The sequence below is a fragment of the Sphingomonas sp. BK580 genome, from assembly GCF_014194975.1.
In the GTDB taxonomy this organism is placed as follows: domain Bacteria; phylum Pseudomonadota; class Alphaproteobacteria; order Sphingomonadales; family Sphingomonadaceae; genus Sphingomonas.
Window position 1 is genome coordinate 242598 of sequence record NZ_JACIAY010000003.1, and the last position, 20246, is coordinate 262843.

Below are 20246 nucleotides of genomic sequence, written 5' to 3' on the forward strand. Positions count from 1 at the left end.
TCTCGCGCGCCGCGACCGGTGGGGACAGGCCCAGACGAACCCACGACCACTCGGCGACGGGTACGAGCGGATCGCGGCACCACTCGACCGCCGATGCCACCGCCGCGCGCGCGCCGCTCGGTAACCGAGCGGATCAGATGTCGTCGTCCTCGCTCGGCCCGGCCATCATGCCGTCGGCGACCTGCTCCGTGCGCGCGCGGATCGCCTTCTCCAGCCGCTGCATCATCTCGGGGTTCTCGCGCAGGAAGGTCTTGGCGTTCTCACGCCCCTGCCCGATCCTCACCGAGTCATAGGAGAACCAGGCGCCCGACTTCTCGACCAATCCGGCCTTCACCCCGATGTCGAGGATCTCGCCGATCTTGGAGATGCCCTCGCCGTACATGATATCGAACTCGACCTGCTTGAACGGCGGCGCGACCTTGTTCTTGACCACCTTCACGCGGGTGGCGTTGCCGATCACCTCGTCGCGATCCTTGATCGCACCGGTGCGGCGGATGTCGAGCCGGACCGAGGCGTAGAATTTGAGCGCGTTGCCGCCCGTCGTGGTCTCCGGGTTGCCGTACATCACGCCGATCTTCATGCGCAGCTGGTTGATGAAGATCACCATGCAGCGCGAGCGGCTGATCGATCCGGTGAGCTTGCGCAGCGACTGCGACATCAGCCGCGCCTGCAGGCCGACGTGGCTGTCGCCCATCTCGCCCTCGATCTCGGCGCGCGGCACCAGCGCGGCGACCGAGTCGACCACCAGCACGTCGATCGCGTTGGAGCGCACCAGCGTGTCGGTGATCTCGAGCGCCTGCTCGCCGGTGTCGGGCTGCGACACGATCAGCTCGTCGATGTTGACGCCGAGCTTCTTGGCATAGACCGGGTCGAGCGCGTGCTCGGCGTCGACGAAGGCGGCCGTGCCGCCGTTCTTCTGCGCCTCGGCGATGACGTGGAGCGCCAGCGTCGTCTTGCCCGAGCTCTCCGGCCCGTACACCTCGATCACGCGGCCGCGCGGCAGCCCACCGACGCCCAGCGCGATGTCGAGCCCGAGCGAGCCCGTCGAGATCGCCTCGACCTGCATCGTCTCCTTCTGCCCGAGCTTCATCGCCGAACCCTTGCCGAAGGCGCGGTCGATCTGTGCCAGCGCGGCGTCGAGCGCCTTCTGACGGTCTGCGTTCGCGGTAGCCATGCCGGTATCGATCACCTGAAGTTTGGCGGCCATTGCCGTGGACCCTTTCGCTAGAGCAACCGCGCGTCGCGTTCAACGCACCGCGATCTTGTATTCTCTTTGTTCTGAGAGAACAAGTAGAGAACTCTGCCGCGATATCAAGCCTTGTCGCGATAGTGCGCCACGCCGGCGGCGAAGCGAGGGTTGCCGAATGAACCCTCGAAAGCCTGGTCGAGCGACTCGTCGAGCGGATCGTCGAGCGTGCGCTTGAGCAGCCACAGCGCGGTCTCGTCGTTGCGCACGATCTCGTCGATCAGCTTGGCCGCGTCGCCGATCATGTCCACCAGCCCGATGCGCAGCGCCTCGGCCGAGTCGATCGAGCCGGCGGTGAACAGCAGCCGCGCCGCCTGCGCGCGGCCGATCCGCCGCGCCAGTCGCGCGACGTCGCCGGCGGGGTAGCCGATCCCGAGCCGCGCCGGCGGGATGCCGAAACGCGCCGCCGGCGTGGCGACGATGAGGTCGCAGCCGAGCGCCAGCGCCACGCCCGCGCCGAAGCAGCCTCCCTCGACCGCCGCGACGGTCGGGATCGGCAGCGCGGCGAGCGCGCCGACGGCATCCTCGAGCGCGCGCCGGAACTCGGTCCGAGCATCGACATCCTCCACCAGTCGCGCGAGATCGGCGAGGTCGGCACCGGCGCAGAAGACGCCCGGCACCGCCGAGCGGAGCAGCAGCGCGCGTGCGCGCGTCGGCAGGGTCTGGAGGCTGGCGGCGAGCGCCCGCCAGGCGCCGGTCGGCAGCGCGTTGCGGGCGTCCGGCCGCTCGATCGAGACGATCGCGACATCGTCGAGGAGGGTGAGCGCGATCATCCCACGGCGGTCGCGAGCTGCCACCAGCCGGGATGCTGCGCGGTGATCGCGCGCGCCGCGCCGTCGCGTGCGGCGACGTCGTCGAACAGCCCGAAGCAGGTGGCGCCCGAGCCCGACATCCGCGCGAGGATCACGCCGGACTGATCCGCCAGCGTCCGAAGCAGGTCGCGCACCACGGGCGCGATCGCTTCCGCGGCGGGCTGGAGATCGTTGCGTCCCGCCAGCGCGCGCGCCAGTGTGTCCCCCGTTCCGATCGCGCCGCGGTCGACGCCGTCCCAGCGCGCGAACACCGCGGCGGTGGAGACCTTCTCGCGCGGGTTGACGAGCAGCGCTGGACGATCACCCAGCCCAGCGATCGGCACCAGATCGTCGCCGCGACCCGTCCCCAGCGCGGCGCGGCCGAGCAGGCAGGCGGGCACGTCGGCGCCGAGCGCCCGCGCCACCGCGTCGAGCCGAGCGTCGTGTCCGGCGACGCCGTGGCGCCGCGCGAGCGCCCGCAGCGTCGCCGCCGCGTCGGCCGAGCCGCCGCCGATCCCCGAGGCGACCGGCAGGCGCTTGTCGAGCGTGACCGCGTAGCGCTCGTCCACGGCGAAAGCGGCACGGAAGGCGGCGAGCGCGCGCACGACGAGATTGTCGGCGTCGTCCCCGATCACTGCGGCGAACGGGCCGCTGGCGACGAAGCTGTCGCGCTCGGCCGGTGCGAGCGTCACCACATCCCCGTCGCGCGCGAAGGCGAACAGGGTCTCGAGCGCGTGATAGCCGTCGGCGCGGCGTGCGCGCACGTGGAGCGCGAGGTTCAGCTTGGCCGGTGCCGGCTCGACCAACACCGCAGCATCGACGGCGACGCTCACCGCAGCGCCTCGATCCCGCGCGCGATCTTCGCGTCGAGCCGCGCGGCGACGTCGGCGTCGGCGGCCTGACGCGCCGCGGTCCAGGCGTAGCGCGCCTCGTAGCGCCGCCCCGCGGTCCAATACGCGTCGCCGAGATGCTCGCCGATCTCGGCGTTGGCAGGATCGCCGAGCGCGGCGCGTTCGAGCAGTGGCAGCGCGCGCGCGCGCTGACCGCGCACCAGCAGCGCCCAGCCGAGCGAGTCGGCGATCGCGGCATCGTCGGGCTTGAGCGCGGCGGCGCGCTCGAGCAGCTTCTGCGCGTCGCTCAACCGCTCGCGCCGCTGCACCAGTGCGTAGCCGAGATAGTTGAGCGCGAGCGGCTCGCTCGCCCCCAGCTTCACGGCGCGCTCCAGCGCGGGGCGCGCCTGGTCCCAGCGCCTCGCCTCGTCGAGCGCGGCGCCGTACTGCAGCCAGTCGGCCCAATCGGCGGCGGGGCCAGCGCGATCGATCAGCCGCCGGTAGAGCGGCACCGCCTCGGCGGGGCGGCCGAGCCGGACGTTGAGGTCGGCGAGCCGCTGCACGTCCTCGGTCGCCGCGTCGGGGGCGGCGCCCAGCACGCGCGCCGCGGCGAGCGCCTCGGCGTCGCGGCCGTCGTCGGCGAGCAGCTGGACCCGGCCGGTCGCGGCGATCGGCGCGTAGAGGCTGGTCGGCGGCACCGCGTCGAGCACCGCGAGCGCCCGGTCGACCGCGTCGTCGCGCGCGAGCACGCCGGCGAGCAGCACGCGCGCCCGGTCGTTGCCCGGCTCGGCGCGCAGCGCGGCCTGGAGCAGCGTGTAGGTGAGCGGCCCGGGCGCGCCGATCGCCAGGTCCGAGGCGACGCGCGTGAACAGGTAGGAGGCGCCGAACGCCAGCGACGGCGTCGCGCCGTAGCGCTGGGCGAGCGCCGGGTCGGTCGCGGCCGCGCGCAGCGTCGTGATCGCGGACTCGCCGCCCGCGGCGAGCAGCTGCGTCGCAGCCTGTCCGTCGCCGCGACCGAGCAGCAGCCGCGCGGCGGCGACGCGATGGTCCTGGCTGGCGAGATCGTTGCCGAGCAGCGGGCGCAGCGCGGCCTCGCCGTCCACCACCTTGCCCGTGGCGATCAGCAGCAGCGCACGGGTCTCCTCGACGAAGCGGCGCGACACCGCGTCGGTGGGCGCGCGCGCGAGCGGCGCGAACGGGTCGCCGCCGGCGTCGAGCGCGGCCCAGGCGGCGAGCGGGGCGGCGAGGATGCGGAGCTGATCGTCGCGCAGCCGCTCGATCGCGGCGGCCGCCGCGACCCGGTCGCCGGTGCGCGCGGCGCGTGCGAGCGCGAGCAGGGCGGCATCGGCGGGGGCGACGCCCTGGTCGGCGAGCGACGCCGCCGCGCGGTCGGCGAGCGCGAGGTCACCCGCACGCACCGCCTCACGATAGGCGCGCACCGCGACCACGGCGTTGTCTGGCGCGGCGGCGAGCGCGCGCGCATAGTCGCTGGTGGCGGCGGCGACCTCACCGTCCGCCGCGGCGGCGCGCGCCTTCATGTACGCGCCGAGATCACCCGTCGCGGCCGCGGCGGCGTGCGGCGCGAGCAGCACCAGCAGCGCGGCGGAGGCGAGACCGGGAGGGCTGAACCGCATGACCCGCTGTCGCGGCTCGGGCGCGGTCGCGTCAACCCCGCCGCCAGGGTTTATTGCGCGCGGTGGGGATAACGGCAGGGCGAGGGAGAGGCGGCGCACTCCCCGCCTCCCTCACCCCGACTTGGTCCGACCTTGCGAGACCTTTCATCATCCCGGGCGTGACCCGGGATCCCGTCGCGCCGCGGACGACCACGGCCGTTGTGTCTGCCGCTCCGTGGATAACGGATCGAGGCCGGGATCACGGCAGCCGGGGGCAAGTGCGCGCGCCGGCCCTCCGTTCCGTCACATATTCGGGTAGTTGGGCCCCCCGCCGCCCTCCGGCACGACCCAGTTGATGTTCTGCGTCGGGTCCTTGATGTCGCAGGTCTTGCAATGGACGCAGTTCTGCGCGTTGATCACGAACCGGGGGTCACCGACATCTTCGCCGACGATCTCGTACACGCCGGCCGGGCAGTAACGCTGCGCCGGCTCGTCGTAGAGCGGGAGGTCGTACGCCACCGGAATGGTCGGGTCCTTCAGCGTGAGGTGGACCGGCTGGTCCTCCTCATGATTGGTGTTGGACAGGAACACCGAGGAGAGCCGGTCGAAGGTGAGCACGCCATCGGGCTTGGGATAGTCGATCTTCTTGACGAGATCCTTGCGCCACAATGTCTCGTGATCGGGATGGTGGTGCAGCGTGAACGGCATGCGGAGCCCGAGATACTCGAGCCACATCGTCACGCCCGCCAGCCCCGAGCCGATCAGGTCACCGAAGCGCTTCACCAGCGGCACGACGTTGCGGACGATCGACAGCTCCTTCTTCACCCAGCTGCGCTCGAACGCCTCGGGATAAGCGACCAGCTCGTCGCCCGCCCGCTGCGACACGATCGCGTCGACGGCCGCCTCGGCGGCGAGCATCGCGCTCTTCATCGCCGTGTGCGTGCCCTTGATCCGCGGCACGTTGAGGAAGCCGGCGCTGTCACCGATCAGCGCCCCACCAGGGAAGATCAGCTTGGGGATGGACTGGAGCCCACCGTCGTTGATCGCACGCGCACCGTAGCTCACCCGCTTGCCGCCTCTGAGCAGCGCCGCCACCGCCGGGTGGGTCTTCCAGCGCTGCATCTCCTGGAACGGCGAGACATAGGGATTGCTGTAGTTGAGCCAGGTGACGAAGCCGATGCTCACCTGCCCGTTGGCCTGGTGATAGATCCAGCCGCCGCCGTTCGACCCGGTCTCGCTGAGCGGCCAGCCCTGGGTGTGGATCACCTTGCCGGGCGTGTGGAGCTCGGGATCGATGTCCCATAGTTCCTTGACGCCGAGGCCGTAGACCTGCGGGTCGCAGTCGCGCCGCAGGTCGAAGAGGCGCATCAGCTCCTTCGAGAGGTGCCCGCGACAACCCTCTGAGAAGAAGGTGTACTTCGCGTGCAACTCGAGCCCGGGCTGATAGTCGGGCTTGTGCGTGCCGTCGCGCGCGACGCCCATGTCGCCGGTGGCGATGCCCTTCACGCTGCCGTCGTCGTGGAACAGGATCTCGGCCGCGGCGAAGCCCGGGAAGATCTCGACGCCCAGCTCCTCGGCCTTGCCCGCCAGCCAGCGGCACAGGTTGCCGAGCGATCCGGTATAGGTCCCCTTGTTGTGGAGGAACGGCGGGGTCCACAGATGCGGCAGGGTGAACTTGCCCTTGCGCGTCAGCACCCAGTGGAGGTTCTCGGTGACCGGCACCTCGGCGAGCGGGCAGCCCTGCTCACGCCAGTCGGGCAGCAGCTCGTCGAGCGACTGCGGGTCGATCACCGCGCCGGAGAGGATGTGCGCGCCGACCTCCGAGCCCTTCTCGAGCACGCAGACCGAGACGTCGGCGCCTTTCTCCGCGGCGACCTGCTTGAGCCGGATCGCCGCCGACAGGCCCGCCGGCCCGGCGCCGACGATCACCACGTCATAGGGCATGGACTCGCGTTCGCTCACGTCATCTTCTCCTCGGGAGCGCCCGGCGCCGCCTCACCGCGGGCACTCGTCGTATCGCCGCAACGGCTGATCGGGCCGGCGGTGCCAGAAAGTTGACGCTCACGTCAACCGCGATCCTATGATGCTCTCATGGGGGCAGACCAGAATCACGACTGGGCCAAGATCGCGGCGAGCGCGCTCGACTGGTGGCGCGAGGCGGGGGTCGACACGCTCGTCGAGGACGCGCCGTTCGACTGGCTCGCGGCGGTCGAGACCGCCGCGCCGCTCGCCTTCCCCTCTCCCGTCGCGCCGGCGAGCGCCCCCGCGCTCGCCGCCTTGCCCGACACGCGCGAGGCGTTCGCGGCGTGGCGGCTCGGCGAGGACGCGCCCGAAGCGCGCTGGGGCGGCGCCGCGATCGCCGCGAGCGGGCCGCAGGACGCCGAGCTGATGGTCTTCGTCGACTGCCCGGAGCGCGACGACCGTGAGACGCTGCTGGAAGGCGACACCGGGCGTCTGTTCGATCGGATGCTCACCGCCATCGGCCGCTCGCGCGCCGACACCGCGCTCGCCTCGGTCTGCACGCGCCGCCCGACGACCGGCCGCGTGCCGCGCGACATCGCCGACCGGCTCGGCGAAATCGCGCGCCACCATGTCGCCCTGGCAGCGCCGAAGCGGCTGCTCGCGATGGGCGATGCGGCGAGCCGTGCGCTGCTGGCGATGAGCGTCGCCGACGCGCGGGGACGTACGCACCTGATTAACCATAAGCAGGGCAGTATCACGCACGTCGTGGCGACCCATCACCCGCGCTTCCTGCTGGATCGCCCCGCCGCCAAAGCCGAGACTTGGAAGGACCTGCTCATGCTCACCGGGGAGATCGCGTCATGAGCCTCCGCCGCGCCGCGCTGGCCGCCACCGCCGCGCTCGTCGCCGCCCTCCCCGCCATGGCCTCGGCGGCGCCCGCGCCCGCCCCGGTCGCGCCGCCCCCCGTGACGGTCGCGACCGCTAAGACCGCTGGGATCCCGGCGCAGCTGACCCCCGAGCAGCGCTCAAGCTATCGCGCGGTCTTCGCCGCGATCCGCGACGGGCGCTGGAGCGACGCGCAGATCACGCTCGACACGATGGCGAGCGGGCCGCTCCACGCCTATGCGCGCGCCGAGCTGGTGCTCGCCAAGGGTTCGCCGCGCGTCAGCGACGAGGCGCTGACCCGGCTTATCGCCGAGGCGCCCGAGCTGCCGCAGGCCGAGGCGCTGATGCGGCTGGCGAGCGCGCGCGGCTTCGCGGACCTGCCGGCGCTGCCGAGCGCGCAGCGGCTGGTCTGGCAAGACGGCGCCCCGGCGCGCGTCCGCGCCCGCGCCACCCGCAGCGACCAGGTCGCCGCCGATCTCGCCCAGCGCATGCAGCCCTATGTGAAGGCCGACATGGGCGCCGAGGCGCAGGCGCTGCTCGAATCGACCGACGGTCTCTCGCCCGAGGCGGAGACCGAGTGGCAGGCGCGTATCGCCTGGATCTACTTCCTCCAGGGGCTTGACCCGCAGGCGCGCGCGATGGCGGCCAAGGCGACGGCGGGCAGCGGCGAGTGGGCGCTCCACGGCCGCTGGACCGAGGCGCTGTCGGCGTGGCGCCAGCACGACTGCGCCGCGACGCTGGTGGACTTCGAGAACGTCGCCGCGCGCGCGACCGACACCGACCTGCGCGCCACCGCGCTCTACTGGGCGGCGCGCTCGGACATGGCGTGCGGCCGGCCCGACCGCGTCGAGGCGCGGCTCAAGACCGCGGCGCAGTATAAGGAGACCTTCTACGGGCTGCTGGCGCGCCAGGCGCTCGGGCTGCCCGTCGAGCGTGTCCGCCCCGAGCTGGTGAGCGAGGAATGGGCGCGGCTGGAGCGTCGTCCCAACGTCCGCGTCGCCGCCGCGCTCGCCGAGCTCGGCGAGGGCGAGCGCGCCGACGCGGTCGTGCGCCAGCAGGCACGGATCGGCGATCCGGCCGAGTTCGGCAGCCTCGTCCACATCAGCGAGACGCTCGACCTGCCCGCGACGACGGTGTGGCTCGCGCACAACATGCCGCAGGGCGTGGTCGCCACCGCCGACACGCGTTACCCGATGCCCAATTGGACGCCCGATACCGGATGGCGTATCGACAAGGCGCTGGTCTACGCGCACACGCTTCAGGAATCGGGTTTTCGCAACAAGGTGCGCAGCCCTGCCGGCGCGTTCGGGCTGATGCAGATCATGCCCGCCGCGGCGACCGATTATATGCGCGAGCGCGGCGTCGCGATCGACCAGGACGCCTTGGCGCGCCCGTCGACCAACATCGACATCGGTCAGCGCCACATCGAGAAGCTGCGCGACATGGGGCTCACCGGCGGGCTGCTGCCCAAGGTGATCGCCGCCTATAATGCCGGACCTAAGCCGGTCGGTGAGTGGAACGCGCTGGTGCGCGACGGCGGCGACCCGCTGCTCTACATCGAGAGCATCCCGTTCTGGGAGACGCGCGGCTATGTGGTGACGGTGCTGCGCAACTACTGGATGTACGAGTCGCTCGGTGGCAAGGCGAAGAGCCCCAGCCGGGTCGCGCTGGCGCAGGGCATGTGGCCGCGCTTCCCCGGCCTTCCCGGCGACAGCGCGGTGCGGATGACGTCGCAGTCGCCCGTCACCGCGATCGCGATCAACGGCACGGTCGCGGCGCAGTCGACGACCCACGCCGAGCGATGAGCCTCGACCTCACGCGCGCCTTCGTGCCGGTGCGCATCGCGGTGCTCACCGTCTCCGACACGCGCGGGCTGGCCGAGGACCGGTCGGGCGACGCGCTGGTGGCGCGGCTGAGCGAGGCGGGGCATGCGCTCGCCGAGAGGGCGATCCTGCGCGACGACGTTGACTCGATCGTGGCGCAGCTCGGCCGCTGGATCGACGACGCGGGTGTCGACTGTGTCATCACCACCGGGGGCACCGGCGTGACCGGGCGTGACGTCACCCCCGAGGCGATCGAGCGCGTCGCCGACAAGATGATCCCCGGTTTCGGCGAGCTGTTCCGCTGGCTGAGCTACCAGTCGATCGGCACGTCGACGGTGCAGAGCCGCGCCTGTGCCTGTGTCGCGCGCGGCACCTATGTCTTCGCGCTGCCCGGCTCGACCGGCGCGGTGAAGGACGCGTGGGACGGTATCCTCGCCAGCCAGCTCGACATTCGCCACCGCCCCTGCAACTTCGTCGAGCTCATGCCGCGGCTGACCGAGCGCTGAGCGGCGTTCAGCGAGCGACGAACTAGCCGGCCGTCACTGCCGCGAGCTCGTGACCGTCGGGATCGGTGAAGTGGAAACGCCGTCCGCCAGGAAAGGCGAAGATCGGCTTGGTCACCCGCCCACCCGCCGCCGCCACGGCCGCGAGCGCCGCCTCCAGGTCGTCGACCGCGATGACCGGCAACGCGGCCGAGGACGCTTCCGCGGGATCGGCCTGGAAGCCGATGTCGGTGTCGCCGCTGGTCGTCGCCGCATAGGTCGGCCCGTAGTCGGCGAAGGACCAGCCGAACGCCGCGCCATAGAAGGCCTTGGCGCGGGTCGTGTCGGCGACCGGCAGTTCGAGATAGTCGAGCCGCGCCATCTGATCCCCCCGCTCCGTTCTTGCTATGTTCTACGCTTTCCAATAGGCCAGCGCAATGGCCGAACGAAAGCTCAGAGCCGTTCGCGGCGCCACGCTGAACGCGGCGAGCACGCGCTTCAACCTGCCGCGAGCGGAGGAGGACGGCGACTGGCTCGACTCGCGCCCTACCATCGACGGCGCCGCTGCTCCGGCGCGCACCACCGTCACGGTCGAGCGAGCGCGGACCATCATCACGCGCAACCAGTCGCCCGACGTGCCGTTCGATCGCTCGATCAATCCGTATCGCGGCTGCGAGCACGGCTGCATCTACTGCTTCGCGCGGCCGAGCCACGCTTTCCACGATCTCTCGCCCGGGCTCGACTTCGAGACCAAGCTCTTCGCGAAGCCCGACGCCGCCGCGCTGCTCCGCGCCGAGCTCGGCAGGCGCGACTATCGCTGCGCGCCGATCGCGATGGGCACCAACACCGATCCCTACCAGCCGATCGAGCGCGAGTGGCGAGTCACCCGCGAGGTGATCGAGGTGCTCGCCGCCTGCGATCACCCGCTGGTGATTACCACCAAGTCGGATCGGGTGGTGCGCGACCTCGACCTGCTCGCACCCATGGCCGCCAAGGGGCTCGTCGCGGTGGCGATCTCGGTCACCTCGCTCGACCCGCGCGTGGCGATGACGATCGAGCCGCGCGCGCCGGCGGCGGCGCGGCGGCTCGCCGCGGTGCGGCAGCTCAGCGACGCGGGCGTGCCCACCTATGTCAACATGGCCCCGGTGATCCCGGCGATCACCGACGAGGAGGTGGAGGCGGTGGTCGCCGCCAGCGCCGCGGCGGGCGCGCTGGGGGTATCGTACATACCGGTGCGATTACCATGGGAGGTGGCGCCGCTGTTCCGCGCCTGGCTCGACGAGCATTATCCCGAGCGCGCCGCCAAGGTGATGGCGATCATCCAGAGCCTGCGCGGCGGCAAGGATAATGACCCTCGCTTCGGCGAGCGGATGCGCGGCCAGGGGCCCTGGGCCGAGCTGCTGCGCACGCGCTTCCGCATCGCACGCGCGCGCGCCGGCTTCAGCGACGAGCGGCGCCGGCTCGACCTGCGCTGTGACCTCTTCCGTGCGCCGGCGGGGGCGCAGGGCGAGCTGTTCTGAGATCGCCCTCGTCGTTCCGGTATCGAGCTTCGAGCAAGCGTCGGGTGATGCGGACGCCGCGGCCGTCGCGGCGTCCGCATCACCCGACACGTTTTGATCGTCGGGCTCCCGCCACAGCGGGAGCCCAGAGCCAAGCACGTTGCCCTGACGGTCCCGGGCTCCGGCGATCGCCGGAGCGCGGTGGCGCCTGGCGATCGGCGCCCTCTACCGTCCGAGCCGCCCGCGGCTCGACAGCAGCCTTCCCTGCGCCGCCACGACCGGCGCGAAGGCGCCCGCTCCCGGCGGCTCGGGCATGTCGACGTAGATCGCCTCCATTCCGCCACGCGCTGCATAGGCCTCGTGCCAGAAGCCGTTGCCGTGGCGATCGGCCAGGAACGTGCGCCACCAGCCGCCGTGCGGATCGGAGCGGGTGAACGCCTCCAGGCTCTCCAGGTCGCGCCAATATTGTCGGATGCCGACATGGTTCCAGCCGTAGAGCGCGCCGTCGCTGTGAAGCAGCCCGTTGGGCGGCGAGCGTCGGATCGCGGCGAGCCCGCGCCCGATCGACAGGAAGGAGGGCAAGCCCCGCAGCGCGCCGACGCGGAAGCCGAGCAGTACCATCACCATGTCGGGCCAGGCCGACACGTCCACCGTCACGCGCCGCGCTACCTCCGCTTGCATCACCACCTCCCTCGTTTACACCGTAAACATAGTTCGGCATGTATACGGTGTAAACAGATGAATGTTCCCGCCAACCTCCGCGACCAGCTGCTCGACCAAGCCGAGGCGATGCTGGAGGCCGGGGAGAACGAACCCGGCATCCGCGCACTGGCGCGGGCGGCGGGCGTGTCGGCGATGGCGCCGTATCGGCACTTCGTTGACAAGGCCGCGCTGCTCGCCGCCGTCGCCGAGCGCGGCTTCGCCACGCTCGCCGCGCGTCTGGTCGCGGCCGACGCCGAGGGTAGCGACCGGGAGCGGCTGATCGCGCAGGGGCTCGCCTATGTCGCCTTCGCGCGCGCTCATCCCGCGCTGTTCCGGCTGATGTTCGCGCGGCCGGTGGACAGCGAGTGCGCTCCGGAGAAAAGGCGCGAGGACGCCCCCGCCTTCGCCATCCTGGCCGATCGCGTCGCCGCGGTCATGGGCAGCGACGACGCCGACGCGACTTTGGGCTGCTGGGCGATCGTCCACGGGCTCGCCACGCTCGCGCTCGACTCGCGCGTCGACGCGCCGCCGGAGCAGGTGGGCGCGGTACTCGCGCTCTACGTCGCCGGGATCAGCCGACCGACTTGAGCCGCGTCTCCTCGATGTCGAACTCGACCTTGGTGACGCCGGGCAGATGCTCGATCCGCTCGGCGAGTTCGGCGTCGAGCGCGAAGTCGCGGCCGAGCACCACGGTGGCCTGCTCGTCGCCGTCCAGCGGCACCCTGAGCGTGACCTTGCCGCGCGCGCCGCGCGAGTCGCCGATCAGTGCGACCAGCCCCGTCACCGCGGCGGCCGCGCTGACATGAACCTCGAGCGCGAAGCGGGTCGACGAGGCCAGTCCCTCGAACGGCCTGATCGACTTGACGGTGACGCGCGGCGTCTCCTCGCCCGGTCGCCGGTCGAGCTCGACCGTCGCCAGCCCGCAGCCGCCGTTGCGCGCCGCCTCCTCCAGATCGGCGGCGGGCCCGTCGTCGAAGCAGGTCGCGACGAACTGGCCGGTCGAGTCGGACAGCGTCGCCATCATGTAGCGCTTGCCGCGCGCCGAGGTGCGCCAGCGCGCGTCCTCGACCAGCACCGCCATCGTCGCCATCACGCGCGCGCCCTCGGCGATCGGCAGCTCGCCCAACGCGACGTAGCTGCGCGCGCCGTGCGTCTTGGCGAGGTGGCGGTAGCGATCGACCGGGTGCGCGGAGAAATAGAAGCCGAATGCTTCTTTCTCCTGCTCCATCCGCTCGGCGAGCGACCAACGCGCATCGGGCAGCTTGATCGTATCGCCCGCGCCCGCGTCGTCGCCGAACAGCCCGCCCTGCCCGCTGGCGCGCCCCTCGTGCGTGCGCGCCGCGATCGCGAGCATCGTCTCGGCGACGGCATGGACCCCGGCGCGGTTGGGCTCGAGCGAGTCGAACGCGCCACCGGCCGCGAGCGTCTCGAGCTGGCGCTTGTTGAGCAGGCGCGGGTCGACGCGGGTGGCGAGATCGTCGAGGCTGCGGAAGGCACCCGTGCCCGCGCGCTCCTCGCACAACCGCTCCATCGCGCCCTCGCCGACCGACTTGAGCGCGGCGAGCGCGTAGCGGACCGACGGCACGCCCTCGGCATCGACCTCGACGTCGAACTCGGCCGCGCTGGCGTTGATGCAGGGCGGCAGCAGCCCGACCCCGAGCCGGCGCATGTCGTCGACGAAGATCGCCAGCTTGTCGGTGAGGTGCAGGTCGTAGCACATCGAGGCGGCGAAGAACTCGGCCGGATGATGCGCCTTGAGCCAGGCGGTCTGATAGGCGAGCAGCGCGTAGGCCGCGGCGTGGCTCTTGTTGAAGCCATAGCCAGCGAACTTGTCGATCAAGTCGAACAGCTGGTTGGCATATTCTTTCTTGATCCCGTTATGCTCGGCGCAGCCGGCGACGAAGGTGGCGCGCTGCGCGTCCATCTCCGCCTTGATCTTCTTGCCCATCGCGCGGCGCAGCAGGTCGGCGCCGCCGAGCGAGTAGCCGGCGAGGATCTGCGCCGCCTGCATGACCTGCTCCTGGTAGACGAAGATCCCGTAGGTCTCCTTCAGGATCGGCTCGAGCAGCGGGTGCGGGTAGGTGATCTCCTCGCTGCCCTGCTTGCGCCGGCCGAAGGAGGGGATGTTGTCCATCGGTCCAGGGCGGTAGAGCGAGACGAGCGCGACGATGTCGCCGAAATTGGTCGGCCGCACCGCCGAGAGCGTGCGCCGCATCCCCTCGGATTCAAGCTGGAACACGCCGACGGTGTCGCCGCGCTGAAGCAGCTTATAGACCCCTTCGTCGTCCCACAGCAGCGCGTCGAGATCGACCTCGATCCCGCGCTTGGCCAGCAGCTGCACGGCCTTCTTCAGCACCGACAGCGTCTTGAGGCCGAGGAAGTCGAACTTCACCAGTCCGGCGCCCTCGACATATTTCATGTCGAACTGGGTCACCGGCATGTCAGAGCGCGGGTCGCGGTAGAGCGGGACGAGCTGCGCCAGCGGCCGGTCGCCGATCACCACGCCGGCGGCATGGGTCGAGGAGTGACGCGGCAGCCCCTCGAGCTTCATCGCGAGGTCGAGCAGGCGCCGCACCTCGTTGTCGTTCGCATATTCGCGCGCCAGCTCGGAGACACCGTTGAGCGCGCGGTCGAGCGTCCACGGGTCGGTCGGGTGGTTGGGGACGAGCTTGGCGAGCCGGTCGACCTGGCCGTAGCTCATCTGCAGCACGCGCCCGGTGTCCTTGAGCACCGCGCGGGCCTTGAGCTTACCGAAGGTGATGATCTGCGCGACCTGGTCGCGGCCGTATTTCTCCTGGACGTAGCGGATCACCTCGCCGCGCCGGGTCTCGCAGAAGTCGATGTCGAAGTCGGGCATCGACACGCGCTCGGGATTGAGGAAACGCTCGAACAGCAGTCCCAGCTTGATCGGGTCGAGATCGGTGATCGTCAGCGCCCAGGCCACCGCCGAGCCCGCGCCCGAGCCGCGCCCTGGGCCGACGGGTATGTCGTGCGCCTTGGCCCATTGGATGAAGTCCGCGACGATCAGGAAATAGCCGGGGAAGCCCATCTGGATGATGACGTCGAGCTCGAACTCGAGACGCTGCTTGTACGTCTCCTGCCAGTCGGGGTCGGCGGGTGCCTGGCCGAGCGCGACGATGCGCTCGATCCGCGCCGCCAGCCCCTCGCGTGCGCGATCGCGCAGCATCGTCGCCTCGCCCTCGCGGTCGCCTGCGAGACTGGGGAGGATCGGCTTGCGCTTCGGCGCGGCGACCGCGCAGCGCTGCGCTACCACCAGCGTGTTGGCGATCGCCTCGGGCAGGTCGGCGAACAGCTCCCGCATCGCCTCGGCGGGCTTCATCCAGGCGTGCCCGCAGCTCTTCGGCCGATCGTCGCTCTCGAGGTAGCTGGAGCTGGCGATGCACAGCATGGCATCGTGCGCGGCGCCGAAATCGGCTTCTTCGAAACAGCTGGGATTGGTGGCGACGATCGGCCATGCGCGCTCGTAGGCGAGATCCAGCAGTGGCGCCTCGGCACGCTCCTCGATCGGGTCGTCGCGGCGGCACAGCTCGACGTAGAGCCGGTCACCGAAGGTGGCATGGAGCCGATCGGCATAAGCGATCGCGCGCGCGGGCTGGTCCTCGGCGAACAGTCGCGCCACGCCGCCCTCGGCGCCCGCGGTGAGCGCGATCAGCCCGGCGGCGTGGCGCTCGAGGATCTCGAAGCCGACGTGCGGCGCCAGCTCGAGCGGACGGTCGAGATGCGCGTGGCTGACCAAGGCGCAGAGGTTGTCGTAGCCCGCCGCGTCCTGCGCGTAGAGCGCGATCCAGTCGACGACCGTCGCGGCGCCCTCGGGCATGTCGGGCCGGGCCACGCCCAGCATCGTGCCGATCACCGGTTGGACGCCCGCACCTCTCGCGGCGTCCGAGAAGGCCATGGCGGCGTAGAGGCCGTTGCGATCGGTCAGCGCCGCGGCGGGGAAGCCGAGCTTGGCGGCGCGCTTGGCGATCGCCTTGGGCTCGATCGCGCCATCGAGCATGGTGTAGCTGGAGAAGATGCGGAGCGGCACGAAGCCCGAATGTGGCATCGCTCCTAGCTAAGCCTCGCGACCCGATTCGGCCAGCCGCCGCGCGACCGCCGGAACCCGGCCCGCGCCGGCCCGTTCGCCGGCGCAGCAGGAGGACGGACATGAGCGATGTTAGAGGCGTGCCGCGCGCGATGGGCGCCGGCTGGGGCTGGATCATGGCCTATGGCGTGGTGTCGGTGCTGGTCGGTTTGGCGGCGATCATCTGGCCCTATGTGGCGACCTACGCCGCGACGGTGGTGATCGGGACGCTGTTCTTCATCTCGGGGGTGTTCTCGATCGCGGCGGGCGTGTTCGGTCATGGCAGCGAGAGCCGCCTCTACGCCCTGCTGTTCGGCGTCCTCTCCGTCGTCGTGGGTGCGATCATGGTGTTCGAGCCGATCACCGGCGCGGTGTCGCTGACCTTGATGGTGGCGGTGTGGCTCGGCGTGCGCGGCGTGCTGGAGATCGTCGCGGGCACGCGGATGCGGCGCCGACGCGTCATGATGATCGTGCTGGGGGCCATCAACCTGCTGCTGGCGTTGTTCATCCTGATGACGGTGCCGTGGTCGGCGCTGACGCTGCCGGGCTATGTGCTGGGGATCAGCTTCCTGTTCGGCGGCGTGACCGCGATCGCCGCGGCGAGCGATCACCGCAGCGGCGCGAGCGCCTTCGCGGTACCCGAGGAGATGGTGCAGCAGTGAGGGGCAACGCGTCGGAGCGCGCCCTTGCCCCATCCTCGCGGCGTCCGGCGGTGGTCTCGGAATGCACGATATCGCGCGCGCCTTGACCGATAGGTGTGTGGCGGGGGCAATCCCGAAGCAAGTTCAGGATGACGCGGTCGGTGCGAGGCGGTGCGTTGCCCCGTCCGGCCGCTACAGCAGCGCCTCGATCTCGGCCCGCAGCGCCTCGGGCGCGGTGGTCGGCGCGTAGCGGCGCACCGTCTCGCCATCGCGCGCGACCAAGAATTTGGTAAAATTCCACTTGATCGCGCGCGAACCCAGCAGCCCCGGCGCGGCGCGCTTGAGCCGCTCGAACAACGGGGCCGCACCCGCGCCGTTGACCTTGACCTTGGCGAAGATCGGGAAGGTCACGTCGTAGTGGGTAGAGCAGAAGGTCGCGATCTCGGCGGCGTCGCCCGGCTCCTGCGCGCCGAACTGGTTGCACGGGAAGCCCAGCACCACCAGCCCGCGCTCGCCATAAGCACGATACAGCTCCTCCAGCCCGGCATATTGCGGCGTGAACCCGCACTCGGACGCGGTGTTGACCACCAGCAGCACCCTGCCCGCATAGTCCGCGAGCGACTGCTCGCCGCCGTCGGCCGTCCTCACGCTCAGGTCGGTGATCACGCTCATCCGTGCCTCCGCAGCAGGAACTCGATGTTGGTCCGCACGCCGGGCCACTCGCTCGCGATGATCGAGTAGACCACCAGGTCACGCACCCGCCCGTTGAACAACTGGTGCGAGCGCAGCACGCCGTCGCGCTTGGCGCCGAGCCGCTCGATCGCGGCCTGCGAACGCTTGTTGAACCAGTCGGTGCGGATCTGCACCACCTGGCAGCCGAGCGCGTCGAAGGCGTGACCGAGCAGCAGCAGCTTGGCCTCGGTATTGACCCCGGTGCGCTGCACCGAGCGCGCGTAGAAGGTGCCGCCGATCTCGACCCGGCGGTGCGCCTCGCTCATCCGCATCAGCCGCGTGAGGCCGACGACGCGACCGTCCGGCGTCTCCACCGCGAACGGCAGCGCGCGACCGAAGTCACGCTCGCGCAGCGCGGCGGCGACGAAGGCGTCGGGATCGGTCAGGCCGGAGACGTTGGCGAAGAACAACTCGGTCAGGTCGCCATCCTCCGCCGCCGCGGCGAGCGCGGGTGCGTCCTCCGGAGTGAGCGGGCGGAGCACCACGTGCTGCCCGACCAGCCGCGGCGTCTCGCGCCAGCGGCTCACGCGATCGTGCCCTCGTGCAGCCGCACGACGCGGTCCATCTTGGCGGCGAGCCGCTCGTTGTGTGTCGCCACCAGCGCCGCCGAGCCCTCGCCGCGCACCAGCCGCAGGAACTCGGCGAGCACGACGTCGGCGGTATGCTCGTCGAGGTTGCCGGTCGGCTCGTCGGCCAGCACCAGCGCGGGCCGGTTGGCGAGCGCGCGCGCCACCGCGACCCGCTGCTGCTCGCCGCCCGAGAGCTGCGCCGGCCGATGCGTCAGCCGGTGCCCGACGCCGAGCGCGGTGAGCAGCTCCGCGGCACGCTCCTCCGCCGGCGCGCGCTCGGCGCCGTGGATCAGCTGCGGCAGCACCACGTTCTCGATCGCGTTGAAGTCGGGCAGCAGGTGGTGGAACTGGTAGACGAAGCCGAGCCGGTCGCGCCGCATCGCGGTGCGCCCGGCGGCGTCGAGCTGCGCCGCCTCCACGCCGCCGATCCGGATCGATCCGGCGAAACCGCCCTCGAGCAGCCCGACCGCCTGGAGCAAGGTCGACTTGCCCGAGCCGGACGGACCCAGCAGCGCGACGATCTCGCTCGGCGCGATGGCGAGGTCGACGCCGCGCAGCACGTGGATCGTCGCCCCGCCCTGGGTGAAGCTGCGCGCCAGGCCGCTCGTCTGGAGGACCGCCTCACTCGCACCGGTACGCAGCATCGCCTCACTCCCAACGGTGCGCGGCATCGCCTCACTCATAGCGCAGCACCTCGACGGGGTCGGTGCCCGCCGCCTTGAGCGCGGGATAGACCGTCGCCAGGAAAGTCATCAGCAGCGTGATCAGCACGATGGCGATGATCTCGACCGGGTTGGGCTTGGACGGCAGCTCGGTGAGGTAGCGGATCGACGGGTCCCACAGGTTCTGCCCGGTGATCGCCTGGACCGCGTTCACCACCGATTGGCGGATGAACAGGAAGCCGAAGCCGAGCAGCAGCCCCGCCACGGTGCCGAGCACCCCGATCGTCGTGCCCACGGTGATGAAGATCCGCAGCATCGCGCCGCGGCTCGCGCCCATGGTGCGCAGGATCGCGATGTCGCGCGTCTTGGAGCGCACCAGCATGATCAGCGACGAGGCGATGTTGAAGGCGGCGACCAGGATGATGATGCACAGCACGGTGAACATCGCCACGCGCTCGACCGCGAGCGCGTCGAACAGCTCGGCGTTGAGCCGGCGCCAGTCGGCCACCGCGGCATAGCCCTGCACCTTACGGGTCAATGGGGCGAGGATCTCGCCGACGCGGTCGGCGTCGCTGGTCTGCAGCTCGATGATCCCGACACTGTCCCCGCTCAGCAGCAGCGTCTGCGCGTCGGCGAGCGGCATCACGACATAGGCCTTGTCATAGTCGTACACGCCGACCTCGAAGATCGCGCCGACGGTGTAGTTGACGTAGCGCGGCATGGTGCCGAACGGCGTCGACGGGCCGAGCGGGTTGATCAGCGTGATCTCGGACCCGATCGTCGCGCCGAGCTGCTCCGCCAGCCGCGCGCCGATCGCGACATTGTTGCTGCCCGGCGTCACGCTGGCGAGGCTGCCGACGATCACCTTGGAGTTGATCGTCCGGTTGGCGCGGATATCCTCGGGTCGCATGCCGCGCAGGATGATTCCCTCGGCGCGGCCGTTGTAGGTGACGAACAAGGGCTGCTCGATCATCGGGATCGCGCTGGTGACCCCCGGGGTGGCCTTCGCCTCGGCCAGCGCGCGGCGCCAGTCCGGCAGCCGGCCGTTATAGCCCTGGATCACGGCGTGACCGTTGAGCCCCACGATCTTGTCGAACAGCTCGGCGCGGAAGCCGTTCATCACGCTCATCACGATGACCAGCGCGGCGACACCGAGCATCACCGCGCCGAGCGAGAAGCCCGCGACCAGGACGATGAACCGCTCACCGCGACCGGGCAGCAGATACCGCCGCGCGATCATGCTCTCGTAGCGCGACAGCAACATGCCGCCGCCTCTAGGATGGCGCGCGCGGCGGCGCAACGGGGCGTGTGGCGGATTCGACACAGAGCTGCCGCAATCGGTTTTGCCGGCGTTCATTTCGGTCGACAGCCGAACGCCGCACCAGCATACCTTCGCTCACTGGCACACAGGCAAAGGCCGTGGTTCGGGGAATGTCGTCGAGCTCCGCTTCACACCGAAGCGCGCGGGCAGACGGCGGGATAGGGGGCTGACGAGCGATCGTCACGCAGGCGCCCGGGTCGCGATGAGCGGCCCGGGCGTTTGCTTTGTGGCGGCAATGTGGTGACGCCACGCGCGCGTTCAAGCGGGATCGCTGGTGTAGGTCAGCGATCGTCGACGTCGCGCCCCCGGCGCGTCCTGCCCAACTCCATCCGACATCCATGCTGCCGCGAACGCCTCCGACGTATCGGATGAAGCATCGAGGATCCCGGTCCAGTGCCGGGAAG

The 20246-nt window shown here is 70.9% G+C and carries 18 protein-coding genes; 6 read left to right on the forward strand and 12 right to left on the reverse strand.

Annotated elements, in window-relative coordinates; genetic code table 11:
• Nucleotides 1–133 precede the first annotated feature (133 nt).
• The 5 genes from recA to FHY05_RS07690 all read right to left on the reverse strand — a co-directional run bounded on the left by recA (nt 134) and on the right by FHY05_RS07690 (nt 6442).
• On the reverse strand, nt 134–1207 hold the full coding sequence (gene recA / locus FHY05_RS07670; protein WP_183943787.1) for a recombinase RecA: 1074 nt from the start codon (nt 1205–1207) through the stop codon (nt 134–136).
• Nucleotides 1208–1311: 104 nt separating this feature from the next.
• Nucleotides 1312–2019, reverse strand: a complete 708-nt coding sequence (locus tag FHY05_RS07675; protein ID WP_183943788.1) for an enoyl-CoA hydratase/isomerase family protein — start codon at nt 2017–2019, stop codon at nt 1312–1314.
• Nucleotides 2016–2870, reverse strand: a complete 855-nt coding sequence (locus FHY05_RS07680; protein WP_409321647.1) for a 4-(cytidine 5'-diphospho)-2-C-methyl-D-erythritol kinase — start codon at nt 2868–2870, stop codon at nt 2016–2018. Before FHY05_RS07680 ends, FHY05_RS07675 begins: the two co-directional genes overlap by 4 nt.
• Entirely contained in the window at nt 2867–4501 is a 1635-nt protein-coding gene (locus FHY05_RS07685) for a tetratricopeptide repeat protein (RefSeq protein ID WP_260181386.1), read from the reverse strand. Before FHY05_RS07685 ends, FHY05_RS07680 begins: the two co-directional genes overlap by 4 nt.
• A 282-nt stretch (nt 4502–4783) precedes the next feature.
• Nucleotides 4784–6442, reverse strand: a complete 1659-nt coding sequence (locus FHY05_RS07690; protein ID WP_311732406.1) for an electron transfer flavoprotein-ubiquinone oxidoreductase — start codon at nt 6440–6442, stop codon at nt 4784–4786.
• Between the two features lie 129 nt (nt 6443–6571).
• Between FHY05_RS07690 and FHY05_RS07695 the strand changes: the two genes are divergently transcribed.
• From FHY05_RS07695 to moaB, 3 genes are read left to right on the forward strand one after another with little or no spacing between them, the layout of a single operon-like run.
• The gene (locus tag FHY05_RS07695; protein ID WP_183943789.1) at nt 6572–7306 is read left to right on the forward strand and encodes a uracil-DNA glycosylase family protein; all 735 of its coding nucleotides are present in this window, start codon (nt 6572–6574) and stop codon (nt 7304–7306) included.
• A complete protein-coding gene (locus FHY05_RS07700) occupies nt 7303–9132 on the forward strand; it encodes a lytic transglycosylase domain-containing protein (RefSeq protein ID WP_183943790.1) in 1830 nt (609 codons plus the stop codon). The genes FHY05_RS07695 and FHY05_RS07700 overlap by 4 nt, the downstream gene beginning before the upstream one ends.
• Nucleotides 9129–9656 (forward strand): molybdenum cofactor biosynthesis protein B, encoded by a 528-nt coding sequence (gene moaB, locus FHY05_RS07705; RefSeq protein WP_183943791.1) that lies wholly within the window; start codon nt 9129–9131, stop codon nt 9654–9656. Before FHY05_RS07700 ends, moaB begins: the two co-directional genes overlap by 4 nt.
• A 22-nt stretch (nt 9657–9678) precedes the next feature.
• On the opposite strand, the gene FHY05_RS07710 is transcribed toward moaB, so the two are convergent.
• A complete protein-coding gene (locus FHY05_RS07710) occupies nt 9679–10014 on the reverse strand; it encodes a VOC family protein (RefSeq protein WP_183943792.1) in 336 nt (111 codons plus the stop codon).
• Between the two features lie 55 nt (nt 10015–10069).
• On the opposite strand from FHY05_RS07710, the gene FHY05_RS07715 reads away from it, so the two are divergent.
• Nucleotides 10070–11152, forward strand: a complete 1083-nt coding sequence (locus FHY05_RS07715) for a PA0069 family radical SAM protein (protein WP_183943793.1) — start codon at nt 10070–10072, stop codon at nt 11150–11152.
• Between the two features lie 204 nt (nt 11153–11356).
• Here the strand turns inward: FHY05_RS07715 and FHY05_RS07720 are convergent, their stop codons facing one another.
• Nucleotides 11357–11812: a monooxygenase family protein gene (locus tag FHY05_RS07720; RefSeq protein ID WP_183943794.1), complete on the reverse strand. Its 456-nt coding sequence runs from the start codon at nt 11810–11812 to the stop codon at nt 11357–11359.
• 57 nt (nt 11813–11869) lie between these two features.
• Here FHY05_RS07720 and FHY05_RS07725 point away from each other — a divergent pair, with 57 nt between their 5' ends.
• Nucleotides 11870–12421 carry a TetR/AcrR family transcriptional regulator gene (locus tag FHY05_RS07725; protein WP_183943795.1) on the forward strand — a complete coding sequence of 184 codons (552 nt, stop codon included), beginning with the start codon at nt 11870–11872 and terminating at the stop codon, nt 12419–12421.
• Here FHY05_RS07725 and dnaE read toward each other — a convergent pair.
• The gene (dnaE, locus tag FHY05_RS07730; RefSeq protein ID WP_183943796.1) at nt 12405–15899 is read right to left on the reverse strand and encodes a DNA polymerase III subunit alpha; all 3495 of its coding nucleotides are present in this window, start codon (nt 15897–15899) and stop codon (nt 12405–12407) included. The two genes, FHY05_RS07725 and dnaE, sit on opposite strands and share 17 nt — an antisense overlap.
• A gap of 101 nt (nt 15900–16000) precedes the next feature.
• On the opposite strand from dnaE, the gene FHY05_RS07735 reads away from it, so the two are divergent.
• The gene (locus FHY05_RS07735; protein ID WP_183943797.1) at nt 16001–16579 is read left to right on the forward strand and encodes an HdeD family acid-resistance protein; all 579 of its coding nucleotides are present in this window, start codon (nt 16001–16003) and stop codon (nt 16577–16579) included.
• A 171-nt stretch (nt 16580–16750) separates the two neighbouring features.
• Here FHY05_RS07735 and FHY05_RS07740 read toward each other — a convergent pair whose 3' ends face one another.
• From FHY05_RS07740 to FHY05_RS07755, 4 genes are read right to left on the reverse strand one after another with little or no spacing between them, the layout of a single operon-like run.
• A complete protein-coding gene (locus FHY05_RS07740) occupies nt 16751–17230 on the reverse strand; it encodes a glutathione peroxidase (RefSeq protein WP_183943798.1) in 480 nt (159 codons plus the stop codon).
• Nucleotides 17227–17817, reverse strand: a complete 591-nt coding sequence (locus FHY05_RS07745) for a GNAT family N-acetyltransferase (protein ID WP_183943799.1) — start codon at nt 17815–17817, stop codon at nt 17227–17229. The genes FHY05_RS07740 and FHY05_RS07745 overlap by 4 nt, the downstream gene beginning before the upstream one ends.
• Nucleotides 17814–18503: an ABC transporter ATP-binding protein gene (locus FHY05_RS07750; protein ID WP_183943800.1), complete on the reverse strand. Its 690-nt coding sequence runs from the start codon at nt 18501–18503 to the stop codon at nt 17814–17816. Before FHY05_RS07750 ends, FHY05_RS07745 begins: the two co-directional genes overlap by 4 nt.
• A gap of 31 nt (nt 18504–18534) precedes the next feature.
• Nucleotides 18535–19785: a lipoprotein-releasing ABC transporter permease subunit gene (locus FHY05_RS07755; protein ID WP_183943801.1), complete on the reverse strand. Its 1251-nt coding sequence runs from the start codon at nt 19783–19785 to the stop codon at nt 18535–18537.
• Nucleotides 19786–20246 lie beyond the last annotated feature (461 nt).

Coding starts and splice junctions, on each gene's coding strand:
- FHY05_RS07755 (WP_183943801.1), bottom strand. CDS start 19,785: ATGTTGCTGTCGCGCTACGAGAGCATGATCGCGCGGCGGTATCTGCTG.
- FHY05_RS07675 (WP_183943788.1), bottom strand. CDS start 2,019: ATGATCGCGCTCACCCTCCTCGACGATGTCGCGATCGTCTCGATCGAG.
- dnaE (WP_183943796.1), bottom strand. CDS start 15,899: ATGCCACATTCGGGCTTCGTGCCGCTCCGCATCTTCTCCAGCTACACC.
- FHY05_RS07735 (WP_183943797.1), top strand. CDS start 16,001: ATGAGCGATGTTAGAGGCGTGCCGCGCGCGATGGGCGCCGGCTGGGGC.
- FHY05_RS07740 (WP_183943798.1), bottom strand. CDS start 17,230: ATGAGCGTGATCACCGACCTGAGCGTGAGGACGGCCGACGGCGGCGAG.
- recA (WP_183943787.1), bottom strand. CDS start 1,207: ATGGCCGCCAAACTTCAGGTGATCGATACCGGCATGGCTACCGCGAAC.
- FHY05_RS07720 (WP_183943794.1), bottom strand. CDS start 11,812: ATGCAAGCGGAGGTAGCGCGGCGCGTGACGGTGGACGTGTCGGCCTGG.
- FHY05_RS07710 (WP_183943792.1), bottom strand. CDS start 10,014: ATGGCGCGGCTCGACTATCTCGAACTGCCGGTCGCCGACACGACCCGC.
- FHY05_RS07695 (WP_183943789.1), top strand. CDS start 6,572: ATGGGGGCAGACCAGAATCACGACTGGGCCAAGATCGCGGCGAGCGCG.
- FHY05_RS07725 (WP_183943795.1), top strand. CDS start 11,870: ATGAATGTTCCCGCCAACCTCCGCGACCAGCTGCTCGACCAAGCCGAG.
- FHY05_RS07750 (WP_183943800.1), bottom strand. CDS start 18,503: ATGCTGCGTACCGGTGCGAGTGAGGCGGTCCTCCAGACGAGCGGCCTG.
- moaB (WP_183943791.1), top strand. CDS start 9,129: ATGAGCCTCGACCTCACGCGCGCCTTCGTGCCGGTGCGCATCGCGGTG.
- FHY05_RS07685 (WP_260181386.1), bottom strand. CDS start 4,501: ATGCGGTTCAGCCCTCCCGGTCTCGCCTCCGCCGCGCTGCTGGTGCTG.
- FHY05_RS07715 (WP_183943793.1), top strand. CDS start 10,070: ATGGCCGAACGAAAGCTCAGAGCCGTTCGCGGCGCCACGCTGAACGCG.
- FHY05_RS07700 (WP_183943790.1), top strand. CDS start 7,303: ATGAGCCTCCGCCGCGCCGCGCTGGCCGCCACCGCCGCGCTCGTCGCC.